Here is a 16,138-nt window from a genome sequence, read left to right as displayed (position 1 = left end):
ACGTCACCACCAACCCCACCAACCAGGACAAATCCGCCCCGTTGATATGCGCCGAAATCGGCCCGACATACAGCGGCGTATTCATAAACGGAATCTGCACCACAATCCCCACCGCATAGGCCACCAGCGCCTGAGGGTTGTACCGCCCGTAGATCCCTCCATCCACGCGAAAGATCGAACCGATGTCGTACTTGCCCTTATGGATCGCGTAGAAGTCGATCAGGTTGATCGCCGTCCACGGCACCAGCACCACCAGCAGCACCAGCACCATGTCCACGAAGTGCCCGATAAAATTCTTCGACGCAAACACCGCCGCAATCGAGCACGCCGCCAGCACCAGCACCGAGATCACGGCACGCGCCTTGGCGGTCGGGATCCAGCGGTAGGCAAAGGTCTGTACCAGGGTGATCAATGACAGCACGGCGCCGTACAGGTTAAGTGCGTTGTGGCTGATCACGCTGAGCAGGAACAGCAACAGCATCAGCGGTCCAATGGAGCCGGTCGCCAGTTTGACCGCGTCCATGGTGTCCATGCCCACCGGCGTAGCCAGTACCGCAACCGCACCAAAGATGAACGACAGGCTGGAACCGAGCACGGTGCCCAGATAGGTGGTCCAGAAGGTCGACGCCACCGGCACATCCGCCGGCAGGTAGCGGGAGTAGTCAGACACATACGGCGCAAACGCGATCTGCCACAGCGCCGCCAATGACACGGTGGCCAGCCAGCCGGAAATGTTGAAGTTACCGCGTGTCAGGAAGTCGGCCGTCTGCACATGGGTGAAGATGTAGCCGAACCCCAGCACGATGCCCGCGCCCAGCACCCAGGTACCGATGCGGTTGAGGACGTGGATGAAGCGGTAGCCGATGATGCCGATGATCCCGGAGCCGATGGCGCCGATGACGATGCCTACCGGTACCGGGATCGCGTCGACGACGCCGTGCAGGGATTTGCCCGCCAGTACGATGTTGGAGGCGAAGAAGCCGATGTACATCACGCCGGCGATCACCACCACCAGCAGTGCGCCAAGGGAGCCGAACTGGGCGCGGCTCTGGATCATTTGCGGGATGCCCATCTGCGGGCCCTGGGCCGAGTGCAGCGCCATCAGCACGCCGCCGACGAGATGGCCGACGAGGATGGCGATGATGCCCCACACCAGGTTAAGGCCGAACAGTTGCACGGCCAGCGCGCCGGTGACGATGGGCAACGGCGCAATGTTGCCGCCGAACCACAGGGTGAACAGGTCTCTTACCTTTCCGTGGCGATCTTCCGGGGGCACGTATCCAATCGTGTGTTTTTCGATAAGCGGGGCGGAGGATGTTGCAGTGGTAACCATGACGAGCTCCAAGGCAAGGTGAGTACGTTGACGTACTTCGCTGGGCGGCGCGTGTGCGTCGCTTTTGTTGTTGGAGTGATCATGTGCAATGGTCACAGGGAGGTAAATTAGTAAGTTTGTTGCTATAGACCTTAAAAATAATATCTCGCGGGGTTTTTTGCTCCGGTATGTTGCATGCACTTGAATCAGTGTGAAAAAGCCGATTTTCACGCACTTGTTTGGGGCGAAATCCCACGTTTATGGAGGTCCCGATGGCTGCCTATAACCTGCGCCAGCTCAGATATTTTGTAACCACGGCCGAGTGCGGCAGCGTGGCAGAGGCCTCGCGCAAGCTCTATATCGCGCAACCGTCGGTGTCGACGGCCATCAAGCAACTGGAAGACAGCTTCGGTGTGCAGCTGTTTATCCGCCATCACGCCCAAGGGGTGTCACTGACGCCGAGCGGTGCGCGGTTCTATCGCAAGGCCCTGGAGCTGCTGCGGGTGGCCCATGAGTTTGAGCAGAACGCCCTGGCAGACAATGACGTGGTGGCGGGGCAGATCGATATCGGTTGCTTCGAAACCGTGGCACCGCTGTATTTGCCGCGCTTGATTGCCGGTTTCCGGGAGCGTTGGCCGGGGGTGGAGATCCGTCTGCGCGATGGCGAACAGCAGGAACTGGTGCAGGCGCTGACGGCCGGCAGTATCGATGTGGCGATGCTGTTTGAGCATGACTTGGGCAGCGCCATCGAGACCACGCCGCTGATGCCGCCGCAGCAACCCTATGCGTTGCTGCCGGCGGATCACCGGTTTGCGCAACAGGCCAAGGTGTCGTTGGCGGACTTGGTGCTGGAACCGATGATTTTGCTGGATGTGCTGCCGAGCCGGACGTACTTCGTGAGCATCTTTGAAGAGCGTGGGCTGACGCCGAATATTGTCTTCAGTTCGCCGTCGATCGAGATGGTGCGGGGGATGGTGGGGCGCGGGTTCGGGTTTTCGATCCTGGTGACCAAGCCGTTTTCGCCGTATTCCTATGACGGGCAGAAGCTGGTGTGCGTGCCGTTGGCGGAGACGGTGACGGGGTCGGGGTTGTCGGCGGTGTGGTTGCGGCGGGCGCCGTTGACCAAGCCGGTGCAGTTGTTTGTGGAGTATTGCCGGGAAGAGCTGGCGCGGTTGTTAGGTTAGACACAGAACTAAAAATGTGGGAGCGGGCTTGCTCGCGAAAGCGGTGGATCAGTCAATACATCGGGTGACTGTCACACCGCATTCGCGAGCAAGCCCGCTCCCACATTTGGCCCGCGTTTCAGGCGCGAATCGAGTCGAGCATGCGCAACAACATGGCATCGCAAGCCTTCAGTTGCGCAACACTCACAAACTCATCCGGCTTATGCCCCTGGTCCATGCTCCCAGGCCCGCACACCACCGTCGGAATGCCCGCCGCATCAAACAACCCACCCTCGGTCCCGAACGCCACGGTGCCAAATTCCCGCGAGCCGCAAAACGCCGCAATCAGCTCCGCCGCCTGGCTGCGCTGGTCGGTGGCCAGCCCCGGGTACGCCGACAACTCACTGAAGCGAATCGCACTCTGCCGGCTCACCGCCTGCATCCGCGGCAACACCTGCTGCATCGCATAGGCTTGCAGCTCCTCGGCCACTTCACCCGGGTCCATCGAGGGCAGGGCGCGCACTTCAAAGTCAAAACGGCAATCGGCAGGTACGATATTCAACGCCTTGCCCCCGGAGATTACCCCGGTTTGCACGGTGCTGAACGGCGGGTCAAAGCGCTCGTCCTGATGCACCTTGAGCCGCTGGCCGATTCGCCCCAGCTCACCAATCAACTCGGCCGCATACTCGATCGCATTCACGCCCTGGGGCGCATACGCCGAATGGCAGGCCTCACCATGCACTTCACAGCGCATGGCGAGCTTGCCTTTATGGCCCAGCACCGGCTTCAACTCGGTGGGCTCGCCGATAATGCACAGCAGCGGTTTCACCGGCCATTGTTCCAGCACCTTGAGCAACGAACGCACCCCAAGGCAGCCGACTTCCTCGTCGTAGGACAGGGCGATGTGCACCGGCATGCGCAAGTCTGCGCTTGCCAAGGCCGGCACCAGCGCCAGTACACAGGCGATGTAGCCCTTCATGTCCGCCGTGCCCCGGCCAAACAGCTTGCCGTCGCGTTCGGTCAACTCAAACGGCGGCAACGTCCACGGCTGGCCATCTACCGGCACCACATCGGTGTGCCCCGACAGCACAATCCCGGGCACATTCGCCGGGCCGAGGGTGGCGAACAGATTGGCCTTGCTGCGCTCATCGTTGTAGATCAACTCGCAAGGCACGCCGAACCCTGCCAGGTAATCGCGCACGAACTCGATCAGCTTCAGGTTGGATTCGCGGCTGGTGGTATCAAACCCCACCAGCGCCTGCAGCAGTTCGCGGCTGGTGCTCATCGGTCGTCTCCGGCCACGCCGTAGCCAGGGGAGCGGTCCGGGGCGAGGGCGCGGTCGATGTAGTCCTGCACCTGTGGACGGTAGGCGTCCCAGAGCTTTTGCAGCTCGGCGATCGGCTGCTCATCGGCCCAATCCACCCGCAGGTTGATGATCGGCCAGGTCAGCTCGCCCACCACCACCAGCGCGGCGGAATGCACCGGCCCGGCTTCGCCCCCGGCGGCAATGGCCGCATGCATCGCGGCCAGCAGGCGGTCTGCCAGTTGGCCTTCGCCTTGCTCGAAGGCCTTGACCATCGCCTCGATCACCGCGCGGTTGGCGAGCATATTGCCGGCGGCCACGCACTGTTCGCCAGACACCGCATTGTGGGTGCCAAGGGTTTCGTTGCCGCTGAAATGCACCGTGCGCCCGAGGTGATCAATCGCCGTCAGTTGCCGGTATTGGCTGTAGCCGTTGCGGGTCAGGGCCTTGTCTACGGCATCGGCAGGGGCAAGGCCTTGCTCCAATAGATCGAGTACGTCCGGGCCCAGGGCGGGCAGGGTGATGTTCTGGGTCGAGACCGCACCCACGCCGGGCCGCAGCCATGGGCAGCGGGCGCCTACGGCGATGCTCGATGAGCTGATGGCAATGCCCATCTGGCCGGTTTCCGCGCAGCGGGCGACGATTGAAAAGGTCATGTCGTGCCTCCTTGGGTTACTCGGGGATGACTGCAATCACGTCGATTTCCATCAGCCACTGTGGCTGGCCCAGGGCCGAAACCACCAACCCGGTGGAGATCGGGAACACGCCCTTGAGCCACTTGCCGACTTCCTGGTACACCGGCTCGCGGTAGCGCGGGTCGATCAGGTAGGTGGTGGTCTTGACGATGTGGCTCAGGTCGCTGCCGGCCTCTTCCAGCAGTTGCTTGACGTTTTTCATTGCCTGTTCGGCTTGCGCGCGCGGGTCGCCAAGGCCGATCAGGTTGCCGTCGAAATCGGTGCCCACCTGGCCCCGTACATACACCGTGTTGCCGGCGCGTACGGCCTGGCACAGGTCATTGTCCAGGCTCTGGTTAGGGTAGGTTTCCTTGGTGTTGAACATGCGGATGCGAGTGTGAGTAGGCATCAAAAAAACTCCAGAAAAAAGTGATCAGGCGCTGACAGGTGAGGTGTGAACAACCGGTGCCGGTTCGCGGTACTCAAGGTATTGGCGCTGGATGGCGATATGGTCGGCCACGTACTTGGCGTCATGCCACACCCCCCAGATAAACGACGAGCCCCGGCGCGACTGCCATGGCAAACCGAGGAAGTAGATGCCCGACTCGCTGGCCACGCCGCGCTGGTGCTGCGGCTTGCCGGCGGCGTCAAATGCATCGACCTTCAGCCAGCTGTAATCCACGGCAAACCCGGTGGCCCAGATGATTGAAGTGATACCGGCCTTGGCCAGGTCCAGTTCCAGGATCGGGTGCTTGATGCACTCGGCATCGGGAAACACACGACGCGCTTCGGGCTCTGGCGGCAGGTCGAGGCCGTTACGCTCGATATAGGCATCCGCCGCATCCAGCAGGGCCAGGTAGTTCTCATCGCCGCGGGCCAGGTTTTCCACCAGGTTGGGCTGGAAGCTCGCAACGCTGCCGTTGAAGGATTGGGTCAGGCCGACCAGGGTCATGCCTTGTTGGGCCAGCTCGCGGAAGTCGATGGTCTTGCCACCGTGGGCGCCGCTCACCGCAATGGTCACGTGCTCGCGGCCGGGTTTCATCGCGGCCTGGTCCCACTCACCCAACACGCCCAGCCACCAGCAGAAATCGCGGTTGCGATAGGCACGCGGTGGGCGGTCGTGAGCACCCACCGACAGGTACACCTGGCGCCCGGAGCGTTGCAGTTCGTCGGCGATCTGCACCCCGGAGGAACCCGCCCCCACCACCAGCACCGCGCCGGCCGGCAGTTGCGCGGGGTTGCGGTAGTCGGCGGAGTGGATCTGGTGCAGCACGCTGTCTTGAGGGGCAATCGCCGGAATCACCGGCTTCTGGAACGGCCCGGTGGCCGCCACCACGCGGTTGGCTTCGATCACGCCTTCGCTGGTGTGGATGGTGAAGCCGGGGCGACCGATATTGCGCACCACCGAGGTCACGTCGACGCCGGTACGAATCGGTGCATTGAACTTGCGTGCATAGGCTTCGAAGTAGTCCGCCACACGCTCTTTCGGCGCAAAGCCATCGGGGGCGACGTTATCGAAGGCCAGGCCCGGAAAACGGTCATGCCAGGCCGGGCCGTTGGCGACCAGCGAGTCCCAGCGGCCGGTGCGCCAGCGCTCGGCGATACGGCTGCGCTCCAGCACCAGGTGCGGCACGCCTTGCTTGCTCAGGTGCTCGCTCATGGCGACGCCAGCCTGACCGGCTCCCACCACCAGCGTGTCTGTTTTTGTTATTGCTTGAGTCATGTGTCTGTCCTTGCGTAATGCAGTTGGATTCAGCTTGGGCATGGCTTCAAGGCTAGGGGGAGAGCGGTTTTTAATAAAATATTATTAAGCTGGGAAGTGAGCATAAATATCGGATGCAGGCTCACCCTATCGGGTGATTTCGAGGATGGAGCGGGTGTGCAACCATCCTTGCAGTTCTTTCAGCGAGTGTTTGAAGTGGAAAACGACCGGCTTTCTTCTGCGCAATGGTTCGAACAGATGGCCCGGGTGACCGATAGCATCGGGCAATCGGGGTTCGCCGCGACCTTGTTCGAGGCTCTCGGTTATCTCCAGCCGATCCAGGCCACCACGCTGTATTTCTACCCGCGCGGCGGCATGCCCAGTGCGCTGTTCGAGCTGGACGGGCCATGGTTGCCACAAGGCAATGTGCGCCAGTACCTGTCGGGGTTTTATCTGCTCGACCCGTTTTACGGGGCCTGTGTGGAGGGCGTCAGCTCCGGGTGTTACGAGCTGGCCGAGGTCGCCCCCGATCACTTCGAGCTCAGCGAATACTTCCAGTCGTTTTACCGCCACTCCCATCTGGAGGATGAGCTGAACTACATCCTGCAGTCGAGCAACGGCTCGAGCCTGGCGGTGTCGCTGGCCTTTACGCAAAAGCTCGACGCCACCATCACCGGCCAATTCAAACGCATCGCGCCGTGGGTGCTGGCGGTGCTGGGCAAGCATTTCGTTGGCCTGGATGCCCAGGGGGCGCGATTCGAAAACCTGCTGGAGCAGCGCATTCACTCGGCGCTGAACAACTTCGGCTCGTCGATATTGACCGAGCGGGAATGCCGGATAGCCCAACTGATCCTGCGCGGGCATTCCACCCGTTCGCTGGCCGAACGCCTCGACGTCTCGGAAGACACCATCAAGTCCCACCGCAAACACATCTACACCAAGCTCGATATCGGCGCGCAATCGGAACTGTTTGCCCTGTTTATCGATTCGCTGGCCGAAGCCCAGGGAGTGCTGAGCAAAGACCCCCTTGAAAGCTACATGAGCAAGCACCGCTGAGCGGCGTTGCTCGCCCTTGCGTCACTACTAATAAGAGAGAAATACCATGAACGTACCCGCCCAACTGAACCGCCTGACCGAGGACTACCAGAAGTCGGATGCGGCCCACCACATCCATGCATTTGTCGATCAAAAAGCGCTGAATGCCGAAGGCCCGCGGGTGATGGTGCGCGGTGAGGGCCTTTACCTGTGGGACAGCGAAGGCAAGCGTTACCTGGACGGCATGTCGGGCCTGTGGTGCACCCAGCTGGGTTACGGTCGCAGGGACTTGACCGCTGCCGCTGCCGCCCAGATGGACCAGTTGGCGTACTACAACATGTTCTTCCACACCACCCACCCGGCGGTGATCGAGCTGTCGGAGTTGCTCTTCAGCCTGTTGCCGGGCCACTACAGCCACGTGATCTACACCAACTCCGGCTCCGAGGCCAACGAAGTACTGATCCGTACCGTGCGCCGTTACTGGCAAGTGGTCGGCCAACCGCAGAAAAAAATCATGATCGGGCGCTGGAATGGTTATCACGGCTCCACGCTGGCGGCGTCTGCCCTGGGCGGCATGAAGTTCATGCACGAGATGGGCGGCCTGATTCCCGACGTGGCACACATTGACGAACCCTACTGGTACGCCCATGGCGGTGAGCTGACGCCTGCCGAGTTCGGCCGCCGCTGCGCCTTGCAGCTGGAAGAGAAAATCCTCGAGCTGGGCGCTGAAAACGTCGCCGGGTTTATCGCCGAGCCGTTCCAGGGCGCGGGCGGCATGATCTTCCCGCCGGAAAGCTACTGGCCCGAGATCCAGCGCATTTGCCGGCAATACGATGTGCTGCTGTGTGCCGATGAGGTGATTGGTGGCTTTGGCCGTACCGGCGAATGGTTCGCCCATCAACACTTCGGTTTCGAGCCCGACACCCTGTCCATCGCCAAGGGCCTGACCTCCGGTTACCTGCCGATGGGTGGCCTGGTGCTGAGCAAGCGCGTGGCCGATGCGCTGGTGGAGCGCGGCGGCGTGTTTGCCCACGGGCTGACCTATTCCGGGCACCCGGTGGCGGCGGCGGTGGCGCTGGCCAACCTCAAGGCGCTGCGGGACGAAGGCATCGTGCGCCAGGTGAAGAACGACACCGGACCGTACCTGCAAAAAATCCTCCATGAAGTGTTTGGCAATCACCCGATGATCGGCGAGATCCAGGGCACGGGTCTGCTTGCGGCCTTGCAGTTCGCCGAAGACAAGAGTACCCGCAAGCGCTTCGAGAACGAAAACGACCTGGCCTGGCAGTGCCGCACGTTTGGTTTCGAAGAGGGCGTAATCATTCGCTCGACGCTGGGCCGCATGATCATGGCGCCAGCACTGGTGGCCACGCGCACTGAGCTGGACGAGCTGGTTGAAAAGACCCGCATCGCCGTGGATCGCACCGCACGGATCGCGGGAAAACGCTGAAGTGACCAGCGCGCCACCCCAGGCGAGGGGTGGTGCGCAACCTCCATCAGGCAACGCTGAACGGCATCGATGCCATCGAATGCCGCGACGCCCTGCATCCCCATTTCCAGGAGTCACCCATGAATACAATAACAAACGTGACCGATACACCCGCTCATCAATCCTCACCCAAAGCCGCCTCGTCCCGCCGCTTCCGTCAGCCGCTGGGTCTTATCGGGCTGGTGCTGTTCGGCCTGGCGTACATGGTGCCGCTGGCGGTGTTTACCACCTACGGGCTGGTGACCCAAATGACCAAGGGCCACTTGCCGACCGCCTACATGCTGACCCTCGCCGCCATGCTGCTGACGGCCTACAGCTATGGGCGCATGGTCCAGGCGCATCCCTATTCGGGCTCGGTCTACTCCTACACCCGCAAGGCGTTTGGCGCCTACTTCGGCTTCATCGCCGGGTGGACCCTGTTGCTGGACTACATCTTCCTGCCGTTGCTCAGCTATTTGCTGATCGGCATCTACATGTCCGAGTATTTTCCCGGGGTGCCGACCGCCGTGTGGGTGCTCGGCTCGATTGCCCTGGTGACCACGCTGAACCTGGTGGGCATCGAGTCCATCACCCGGGTCAACTGGATACTCATCGTCGCTCAGTTGGTGTTCATCGTGGTGTTCGTGGCGTTGTCGGTGCACACCCTGAGCGAGCAGTCCGCACCCGTGTCGCTGCTGGCGCCATTCCACCATGAAGGCTTCAGCGCGCCGCTGATCATGGCGGGCGCCGCGGTGCTGTGCCTGTCGTTTCTTGGCTTCGATGCGGTGTCGACCATGGCCGAGGAAACCCCCAACCCACGCCGCACCATCCCGTTGGCGATCATGGTGGTGTCGCTGTTCGGCGGCCTGCTGTTCCTGCTGGTTTCGTATTTCGCGCAAATGGTGTTCCCGCAATGGAACAGCTTCGTCGACCCGGATGCCGCCTCGGTGGATGTGATGCGCCGGGTGGGCGGCGAACTGCTGGTGACCGCCTTTACCGCAACCTATGTCGCCGGTTGCTTCGCCTCGGCGATGGTCTCCCAGGCCAGTGTGTCGCGGGTGCTGTTCGCCATGGGGCGTGACGGCGCGCTGCCCCGCGTGCTCGGCAAGCTGGTGACGAAAAAGCGCGTGCCCGCCACGGCCATCGTGCTGGTCAGCCTGTTCTCGCTGATTGCCTTGTTCATCACGTTGGATACCGTCGCCAACATGATCAGCTTCGGTGCGCTGTTTGCGTTCTCGGCGGTGAACCTGGCGGTGATCAAGCACTACCTGGTCGACCAGAAGTTGCGCGGTACCAGGAACTACTTGCTGTACGCGGTTGTGCCGGCGCTGGGGTTCCTCAGCACGATCTGGCTATGGAGCAGCCTTTCCAGCCTGTCGTTCACCATCGGCCTGTGCTGGATGGGGCTTGGGCTCCTGTGCCTGCTGGGCATCACGCGGGGGCTGCGCGTGAAGATGCCGGAACTGCAGATCGCCGAGTGAACCCCTCGTCTATCCATCGCCATTCATTGGGAGTACAACGTGTTCGACCTTAACTACTGGCAACAGCGTGTTGCCCGCCAGACGTTCATCAACACCGCCCTGATCGGTGGCCGCTCAGTGAATGCGGCATCCGGGGCGACCTTCGATGCCATTAACCCTGCGACCCAGCAGTTGCTGTCGCGGGTTGCAGCCTGCGGTGACGCAGAAGTCGACCTGGCCGTGCGCAGCGCTCGCCAGGCTTTCGAGACCGGCCCCTGGCGACGGATGCCGCCGGTGGAGCGCAAGAAAATTTTGATCAGGCTCTCCGAATTACTGATGACCCACCGCGAGGAACTGGCGCTGCTCGATTCGCTGAACATGGGCAAACCGGTGATGGACGCCTACAACGTTGACGTGCCCGGCGCCGCCAATGTGTTTGCCTGGTACGGCGAAGCCCTCGACAAGCTCTACGATCAAGTCGCGCCCACCGCTCACAACGCGTTGGCAACCATCACGCGTGAAGCACTGGGGGTGATCGCGGCGGTGGTGCCGTGGAACTTCCCGCTCGACATGGCCGCCTGGAAACTCGCGCCGGCGTTGGCGGCCGGTAACAGCGTGGTCTTGAAACCTGCCGAGCAGTCGCCGTTTTCTGCCCTGCGCCTGGCCCAGCTTGCCCTGGAAGCCGGTGTCCCGGAAGGTGTGTTGAATGTGGTGCCCGGCCTCGGCGAAAGTGCCGGCAAGGCCCTGGGGCTGCACCCCGACGTGGATTGCCTGGTGTTCACCGGCTCCACTCAGGTGGGCAAATACTTCATGCAGTATTCCGCCCAGTCCAACCTGAAACAGGTGTGGCTGGAGTGTGGCGGCAAGAGCCCGAACCTGGTGTTTGAGGACTGCCAGGACCTGGACCTTGCGGCGCAGAAGGCCGCCTTCGGCATCTTTTTCAACCAGGGCGAAGTGTGTTCGGCCAACTCCCGTCTCTACGTGCAACGCTCCATCCATGACGAATTCGTCGAGCGCCTGATCGCCAAGTCGCGCGCCTGGATACCGGGTGATCCGCTGGACCCCGGCAGTGCGGCCGGTGCCATCGTCGACAGTCAGCAAACCGCACGCATCATGCACGCCATCAGCCAGGCCCAGGGGGAGGGCGCCAGGCTGTTGTGCGGTGGCGAACAGTTGACCATCAATGGCTCCTCCAACTTCATCCAGCCAACCATTTTTGCCGACGTGACCCGCGACATGGCCCTGTCCCGTGATGAAGTGTTCGGCCCGGTGCTTGCGGTGAGCGCTTTCGACACGGAAGAGCAGGCGATACAGCAGGCCAACGACAGCCTCTACGGCCTGGCGGCCTCGGTCTGGAGTGATGACCTCAACCGTGCGCACCGTGTGGCCCGTGCCCTGAATGCCGGGACGGTGTCGGTCAACACCATCGACGCTCTGGATGTGGCGGTGCCGTTCGGTGGTGGCAAGCAATCCGGGTTCGGGCGTGATTTGTCGCTGCACGCTTTTGACAAGTACACGCAGCTGAAAACCACCTGGTTTCAGCTGCGTTGACTCAAGCGGTTATCCGGTCGTGTATTTATGCGTGCGCGACCGGCACAACTACAGGCAAAATCAGTGCGAACCCAGAGGGCTTTGAACACCATGGTCACTATTCGCGTAATGAGCACTGCCGACTACGACGCCGTGCTCGAACTGATGCAGAAAACGCCTGGCATCTCCCTGCGCGACGCCGACTCCCGCGAGGCCACTGAGCGTTACCTGGAGCGCAATCCAGGCATGAGTTTCGTCGCCGAGGTCGACGGGGGGCTGGTTGGGTGCGTGATGTGCGGGCACGATGGCCGGCGCGGGTATTTGCAGCACCTGCTGGTGCTGCCCGCGTATCGGCGCCAGGGTATTGCGAACGCGTTGGTTGAGCGCTGCCTCACCAGCCTGGCGCAATTGGGCATCCGCAAATGCCACCTGGATGTGTTCAAGACCAACGACAGCGCTGCCCGTTATTGGCAGGGCCAGGGCTGGCAGTTGAGGACCGATATTGATCGCTATTCGTTTACCCGGCCGGGTGACGAGAACGCCTGACGTCCATGGAGGGACAGATGCTCGAGGTACGACGCGCCACGCTGGAAGATGCACAGGCAGCCTTCGACATTCGCCTGTTGGCCATACGCAGCCAATGCATCGGCGCCTATACGTCCGAGCAGATGATGTTGTGGACGCGAGGCGCAGCCAAGGACGGTTACGACACGCTGATGGACAAGCATTTTTACCTGGGCTGCCTAAACGGTGAACCTGTGGCCACCGGCATGCTGGATCTGGCGAACAACGAAATCGGTGCGCTGTTTGTGCTGCCCGGGTTTACCGGACGCGGGATTGGCAAGCAGATACTGGCGTATCTGGAAGCGTTGGCGCAGGAATTGGGGATCGAGGAAGTGATCCTGGACGCGACGTTGAATGCGGCGGATTTTTATCGGCGGTGTGGGTATGTGGGCGATGAGCAGGCGATCTACCACTCGCCATCGGGGTTGCAGTTGGCCTGTATTCCTATGCGTAAACACCTGCGCCGTTTGCGCTGACACGGAAAAACTGTGGTGAGGGCGCTTGCTGTGGCGAGGGAGCTTGCTCCCGCTGGGTCGCGAAGCGGCCCCAATAAAGCCAGCGCAATCTGACTGAAAGAACTCGCTGACCTTCTTGGGGCTGCTGCGCAGCCCAGCGGGAGCAAGCTCCCTCGCCACAGGTCATGTGTCGTCCTGGGTATTGAACTCCGTACGCAAACACCTGATCACCTCGCTCACCGAAGCTCCTTGAACCACCGGCGGCGTAGGGCTCTCACCAAACTCCCGCCAGATAAAAAGCGTCAGCTCCGCACCGTCGGTAGCCTTCTGCTGCGTCCCGAAATCCTGCAGCACCCGATAGCGCTCATCCTGCCAGAACAGCGCTTCAACCCATCCATACACCGGTATGAAATGAAAGTGCAGCGGGAAGCCCGGCATATGCCCGAACCGGCTGATGTAAAGCCACTTGGGCTTCAACTGAGCCTCCATGACCCGCTGGGTTTTGGCCAGCAACCCACCCAGCTCCGCGAGCGCCGCATCGGGCATCTCGGCCAGTGAGTCAACCGGCGCCTTGGCACCCAGCATCAGGTAGCCCGGCAGTGCGGATGACAGGTGATGATTGAGCAGCCAGTGCTCGGTCTCATGCACAACAAAGGATGGATCGTTCTTCATCGACGGGCTTCCATGCGAAGAGGCTTGGCAGGATACCAAGAGTCATCGCCCTGTATCCCGCAAATGCAGCGGATCTGTCTCTATCGCGGCATTCACCTTATAGATACGGTTCATCCATACCTATTCAATGCCGAGAAAACCATGGACCTGACCGCAATCCCCTTTGGCACCACCGACTGGTCGACCCTCGAGCCGGTGATGCATCCCGGCGAAACCGGCAGTGCGTATTGGCGCACCTGCCAGTTCGGTTCAACCCGCGTGCGCATGGTCGAATACAGCGCCGGTTACCTGGCGGATCACTGGTGTTGGCGCGGGCATATCCTGCTGTGCCTGGAAGGTGAGTTGCACACCGAACTGGAAGATGGCCGGCAGTTCACGCTGACTGCCGGGATGAGTTATCAGGTGGGCAATGACATGGAGGGGCATCGTTCCTCCACTGCCATTGGCGCAAAGTTATTTGTGGTCGATTGACGTTCCATCGCCCTTCAACCCTTGCGATAAACCCCCGCCAACTCCCGCGCCAGCCCAATGAAATTCTGCAACGGCGCCGACGGATTGAACGCGCGCCGCACCAGGGTGATCGGTGCCAGCAACCTGGGTCGCGCATCGCTGATCCGGCAGTACACCACGCTTTCGCGATGCACGTCGCGCATCGACGCCGGCACCACCGAGATGCCTTCGCCGGCGGCCACCAGGCTGACGTTGGTCAGCATGCGCTCGACTTCAAAGGCAATCTTCGGCTCGAAGCCGGCGTTCTGGCAGGCCTTGATCAGGTTGGCGTACATCCCCGGCGCGCCGGGGCGGCGGACCAGGATGAAGCGTTCGTCCTTGAGGTCGGCCATGGTGATTTTTGGCTCGGCGCCCTTGAGCAGCGCATGCCCGACGGGCAGGGTCAGCAGCATTTCTTCGTTGAGCAATCGGTGGAACGTGAGGCTTTGGTGGTCGCCCACCGGTGCGCGGAGGATGCCGATGTCGATGCGTTTTTCGATGGTGTCTTCGGTGACTTCCCGGGCGCTGCCTTCGTTGATCGAGAGCTCCACGCCCGGGTATTGCTCGCGGTAGGCGCGGATGATTCGCGGGATCAGCGGGTGGGCGGCGGCGGAACTGGTGAAGGCAATGACCAACGTGCCTTCGATACCCTGGGCAGCGCGAGCCGCCTTGAGTGAACCTTGCTCGACGCGGGCGAGGATCACTCGCGCTTCATCGAGAAACACCAGCCCGCCGGCAGTCAGGTCGACGCCCTTGGGGTGGCGCTTGAACAGGTCGAATCCCAGCTCTTGTTCGAGGGCACGTATCTGTTGGCTGAGGGGCGGCTGCTGCATGTTCAGGCGAGCGGCAGCGCGGGTGAAATGTCGCTCTTCGGCCACCATGATGAAATAACGTAAATGGCGAAGTTCCATGGTGGTATATCCCGTGACAAGACTTTATTATTTGTGGCCTGAATGCGCCTTGGCGACCAATATGCCGAAAGTGGCCTGATCCGACAATAACAATAAATAAAAAGACCATGGAGCATTGATGTCGACCCGATTTTCGAATAACGCCACCTTGCCTATTTTGATTGCCATTGCTCTTGGCATGGTTGTAGGGCTGTTTTATCCGGGCGTGGCAATCGAGATGAAGCTGCTCAGTGACGCCTTTATAAAAGTGGTCGGGTTACTGATGCCATTTCTGTTGTTTGTGCTGGTGTCGACCGGTGTCGCAGGTATCAAGCGCGAGCCCCACCATCGGCATGTAGTGGGGCGGATCGTGGTGTATTTCCAGCTGATGTCCCTTGCTGCATTGGTGTTGGGAATGTCGACGGGGTGGTTGTTCAGCCTGGATCATACGGCAGTGGCCAACCTGGATTTTGATCATCTGACACCGCCTGCCGCGCCCGAAACGCTGCTGCACGAGCTGTCGATGACCTCGATTTCGTCCAGTCTTTACAAGGTTTTCACCCAAAGCCTGGTGCTCCAGGTGATGCTGGTGGCGGTGCTGTGCGGCCTGCTGCTGGGGCGTGGCGGCCAGGTCGCAAACCGCTGCCTCGGTTGGCTGGAAGCGGCGGTCGCCGGGTTGTTCTGGTTGCTGCGGTTTATCCTGAAGTTCGCACCGCTGGCGGCGTTTGGGGCGATGGCATTTGTGGTGGGAAAGTACGGTTTAAGTTCGGTGCTGCCGCTCTTGAAGTTCATTGTTGTTATTTACCTGGTTTGCGCGGTGTTCGTCATTCTAGTGTTCGCCACGATTACCCGCCTGCTCGGCGTTAAATTGAGCCGGCTAATTGCTTACTTGAAAGAAGAGTTGTTGTTGGTGACGTTCACCGGCTCTTCAGTGGCCGCACTTCCAGGTTGCGTCAGCAAACTTGAGGCGCTGGGCTGTGATCGCCAATTAGTGCGCCTGGTGTTGACCACCGGGTATACGTTCAACTTGGCCGGTACCAATCTTTACCTGACTACTGCCATTATGTTCCTGGCGCACCTCGCCGGAGTGGAGATTGCCGTACCCGAGTTGCTGGCGGTGCTGGTGATCTGCCTGTTTACCTCGCTGGGGTCTACCAGTGTGGCGGGCTCGGCGCTGTTTACCCTGATTGCTACCTTGAACATCCTGCAACTGGTGCCACTGGAAGGGGTGGGTTTGTTGTTGGGAGTGGAGCGGCTGATGAAGTGTCGGTCGTTGACCAATGTGCTGGGCAATTGCGTGGCGTGCCTGGCGATATGCGGGTGGCAGAAGTCGATTGACCATGAGGTGTTGAAGCGGGAACTGAGTCACTGAGCCGAACATGCTTTCCAGACCCAAACGCGGTCAAATGTGGGAGCGGGCT

16 protein-coding genes are annotated in these 16,138 nt (G+C 61.2%); 9 read left to right on the top strand and 7 right to left on the bottom strand.

Features of this window, described 5'->3' with window-relative positions; genetic code table 11:
- The coding region (locus tag HX786_RS23285) for a cytosine permease (RefSeq protein WP_178912649.1) at positions 1-1,333 on the bottom strand (1,333 nt) is incomplete at its 3' end.
- A gap of 251 nt (positions 1,334-1,584) precedes the next feature.
- Here HX786_RS23285 and HX786_RS23280 point away from each other — a divergent pair.
- Positions 1,585-2,496 carry a LysR substrate-binding domain-containing protein gene (locus tag HX786_RS23280; RefSeq protein ID WP_003210159.1) on the top strand — a complete coding sequence of 304 codons (912 nt, stop codon included), beginning with the start codon at positions 1,585-1,587 and terminating at the stop codon, positions 2,494-2,496.
- Positions 2,497-2,614: 118 nt separating this feature from the next.
- Here HX786_RS23280 and argE read toward each other — a convergent pair whose 3' ends face one another.
- From argE to HX786_RS23260, 4 genes are read right to left on the bottom strand one after another with little or no spacing between them, the layout of a single operon-like run.
- The gene (gene argE, locus HX786_RS23275) at positions 2,615-3,760 is read right to left on the bottom strand and encodes an acetylornithine deacetylase (protein ID WP_102606138.1); all 1,146 of its coding nucleotides are present in this window, start codon (positions 3,758-3,760) and stop codon (positions 2,615-2,617) included.
- On the bottom strand, positions 3,757-4,434 hold the full coding sequence (locus HX786_RS23270; protein ID WP_177122347.1) for a DUF1028 domain-containing protein: 678 nt from the start codon (positions 4,432-4,434) through the stop codon (positions 3,757-3,759). Before HX786_RS23270 ends, argE begins: the two co-directional genes overlap by 4 nt.
- 16 nt (positions 4,435-4,450) lie before the next feature.
- The gene (locus tag HX786_RS23265) at positions 4,451-4,861 is read right to left on the bottom strand and encodes a RidA family protein (protein WP_003207327.1); all 411 of its coding nucleotides are present in this window, start codon (positions 4,859-4,861) and stop codon (positions 4,451-4,453) included.
- 24 nt (positions 4,862-4,885) lie between these two features.
- Entirely contained in the window at positions 4,886-6,217 is a 1,332-nt protein-coding gene (locus HX786_RS23260) for a flavin-containing monooxygenase (RefSeq protein ID WP_372847311.1), read from the bottom strand.
- A 153-nt stretch (positions 6,218-6,370) separates the two neighbouring features.
- On the opposite strand from HX786_RS23260, the gene HX786_RS23255 reads away from it, so the two are divergent.
- The 6 genes from HX786_RS23255 to HX786_RS23230 all read left to right on the top strand — a co-directional run bounded on the left by HX786_RS23255 (position 6,371) and on the right by HX786_RS23230 (position 12,687).
- Complete coding sequence (locus HX786_RS23255) at positions 6,371-7,210, top strand: helix-turn-helix transcriptional regulator (protein WP_177022031.1); 840 nt, start codon at positions 6,371-6,373, stop codon at positions 7,208-7,210.
- 46 nt (positions 7,211-7,256) lie between these two features.
- Positions 7,257-8,639, top strand: coding sequence for an aspartate aminotransferase family protein (locus HX786_RS23250; RefSeq protein ID WP_134326381.1), 1,383 nt, complete (start codon positions 7,257-7,259; stop codon positions 8,637-8,639).
- A 119-nt stretch (positions 8,640-8,758) separates the two neighbouring features.
- On the top strand, positions 8,759-10,138 hold the full coding sequence (locus HX786_RS23245) for an APC family permease (protein ID WP_023658770.1): 1,380 nt from the start codon (positions 8,759-8,761) through the stop codon (positions 10,136-10,138).
- 39 nt (positions 10,139-10,177) lie between these two features.
- A complete protein-coding gene (locus HX786_RS23240; RefSeq protein WP_178912647.1) occupies positions 10,178-11,668 on the top strand; it encodes an aldehyde dehydrogenase in 1,491 nt (496 codons plus the stop codon).
- 27 nt (positions 11,669-11,695) lie between these two features.
- Positions 11,696-12,193, top strand: coding sequence for a GNAT family N-acetyltransferase (locus tag HX786_RS23235; protein WP_256344370.1), 498 nt, complete (start codon positions 11,696-11,698; stop codon positions 12,191-12,193).
- A 17-nt stretch (positions 12,194-12,210) separates the two neighbouring features.
- Positions 12,211-12,687 carry a GNAT family N-acetyltransferase gene (locus HX786_RS23230; protein ID WP_003207340.1) on the top strand — a complete coding sequence of 159 codons (477 nt, stop codon included), beginning with the start codon at positions 12,211-12,213 and terminating at the stop codon, positions 12,685-12,687.
- A gap of 162 nt (positions 12,688-12,849) precedes the next feature.
- Here the strand turns inward: HX786_RS23230 and HX786_RS23225 are convergent, their stop codons facing one another.
- A complete protein-coding gene (locus tag HX786_RS23225) occupies positions 12,850-13,338 on the bottom strand; it encodes an HIT family protein (RefSeq protein ID WP_178912646.1) in 489 nt (162 codons plus the stop codon).
- 141 nt (positions 13,339-13,479) lie between these two features.
- On the opposite strand from HX786_RS23225, the gene HX786_RS23220 reads away from it, so the two are divergent.
- On the top strand, positions 13,480-13,809 hold the full coding sequence (locus tag HX786_RS23220) for a DHCW motif cupin fold protein (RefSeq protein WP_087692424.1): 330 nt from the start codon (positions 13,480-13,482) through the stop codon (positions 13,807-13,809).
- A 14-nt stretch (positions 13,810-13,823) separates the two neighbouring features.
- Here the strand turns inward: HX786_RS23220 and HX786_RS23215 are convergent, their stop codons facing one another.
- The gene (locus HX786_RS23215) at positions 13,824-14,738 is read right to left on the bottom strand and encodes a LysR family transcriptional regulator (RefSeq protein WP_102368851.1); all 915 of its coding nucleotides are present in this window, start codon (positions 14,736-14,738) and stop codon (positions 13,824-13,826) included.
- 118 nt (positions 14,739-14,856) lie between these two features.
- Between HX786_RS23215 and HX786_RS23210 the strand changes: the two genes are divergently transcribed.
- Positions 14,857-16,089 carry a cation:dicarboxylate symporter family transporter gene (locus HX786_RS23210; protein WP_177049684.1) on the top strand — a complete coding sequence of 411 codons (1,233 nt, stop codon included), beginning with the start codon at positions 14,857-14,859 and terminating at the stop codon, positions 16,087-16,089.
- The last annotated feature ends 49 nt before the right edge of the window (positions 16,090-16,138 follow it).

This window comes from Pseudomonas sp. 21615526 (assembly GCF_013386245.1).
Taxonomy (GTDB): Bacteria; Pseudomonadota; Gammaproteobacteria; order Pseudomonadales; family Pseudomonadaceae; genus Aquipseudomonas.
The sequence above is the reverse complement of the archived record's forward strand: the minus strand, read 5'-3'. Positions and strand labels throughout refer to the sequence as shown.

Coding starts and splice junctions, on each gene's coding strand:
- HX786_RS23265 (WP_003207327.1), bottom strand. CDS start 4,861: ATGCCTACTCACACTCGCATCCGCATGTTCAACACCAAGGAAACCTAC.
- HX786_RS23260 (WP_372847311.1), bottom strand. CDS start 6,217: ATGCCCAAGCTGAATCCAACTGCATTACGCAAGGACAGACACATGACT.
- HX786_RS23215 (WP_102368851.1), bottom strand. CDS start 14,738: ATGGAACTTCGCCATTTACGTTATTTCATCATGGTGGCCGAAGAGCGA.
- HX786_RS23250 (WP_134326381.1), top strand. CDS start 7,257: ATGAACGTACCCGCCCAACTGAACCGCCTGACCGAGGACTACCAGAAG.
- HX786_RS23270 (WP_177122347.1), bottom strand. CDS start 4,434: ATGACCTTTTCAATCGTCGCCCGCTGCGCGGAAACCGGCCAGATGGGC.
- HX786_RS23220 (WP_087692424.1), top strand. CDS start 13,480: ATGGACCTGACCGCAATCCCCTTTGGCACCACCGACTGGTCGACCCTC.
- HX786_RS23230 (WP_003207340.1), top strand. CDS start 12,211: ATGCTCGAGGTACGACGCGCCACGCTGGAAGATGCACAGGCAGCCTTC.
- HX786_RS23245 (WP_023658770.1), top strand. CDS start 8,759: ATGAATACAATAACAAACGTGACCGATACACCCGCTCATCAATCCTCA.
- argE (WP_102606138.1), bottom strand. CDS start 3,760: ATGAGCACCAGCCGCGAACTGCTGCAGGCGCTGGTGGGGTTTGATACC.
- HX786_RS23210 (WP_177049684.1), top strand. CDS start 14,857: ATGTCGACCCGATTTTCGAATAACGCCACCTTGCCTATTTTGATTGCC.
- HX786_RS23225 (WP_178912646.1), bottom strand. CDS start 13,338: ATGAAGAACGATCCATCCTTTGTTGTGCATGAGACCGAGCACTGGCTG.
- HX786_RS23235 (WP_256344370.1), top strand. CDS start 11,696: ATGCGTGCGCGACCGGCACAACTACAGGCAAAATCAGTGCGAACCCAG.
- HX786_RS23280 (WP_003210159.1), top strand. CDS start 1,585: ATGGCTGCCTATAACCTGCGCCAGCTCAGATATTTTGTAACCACGGCC.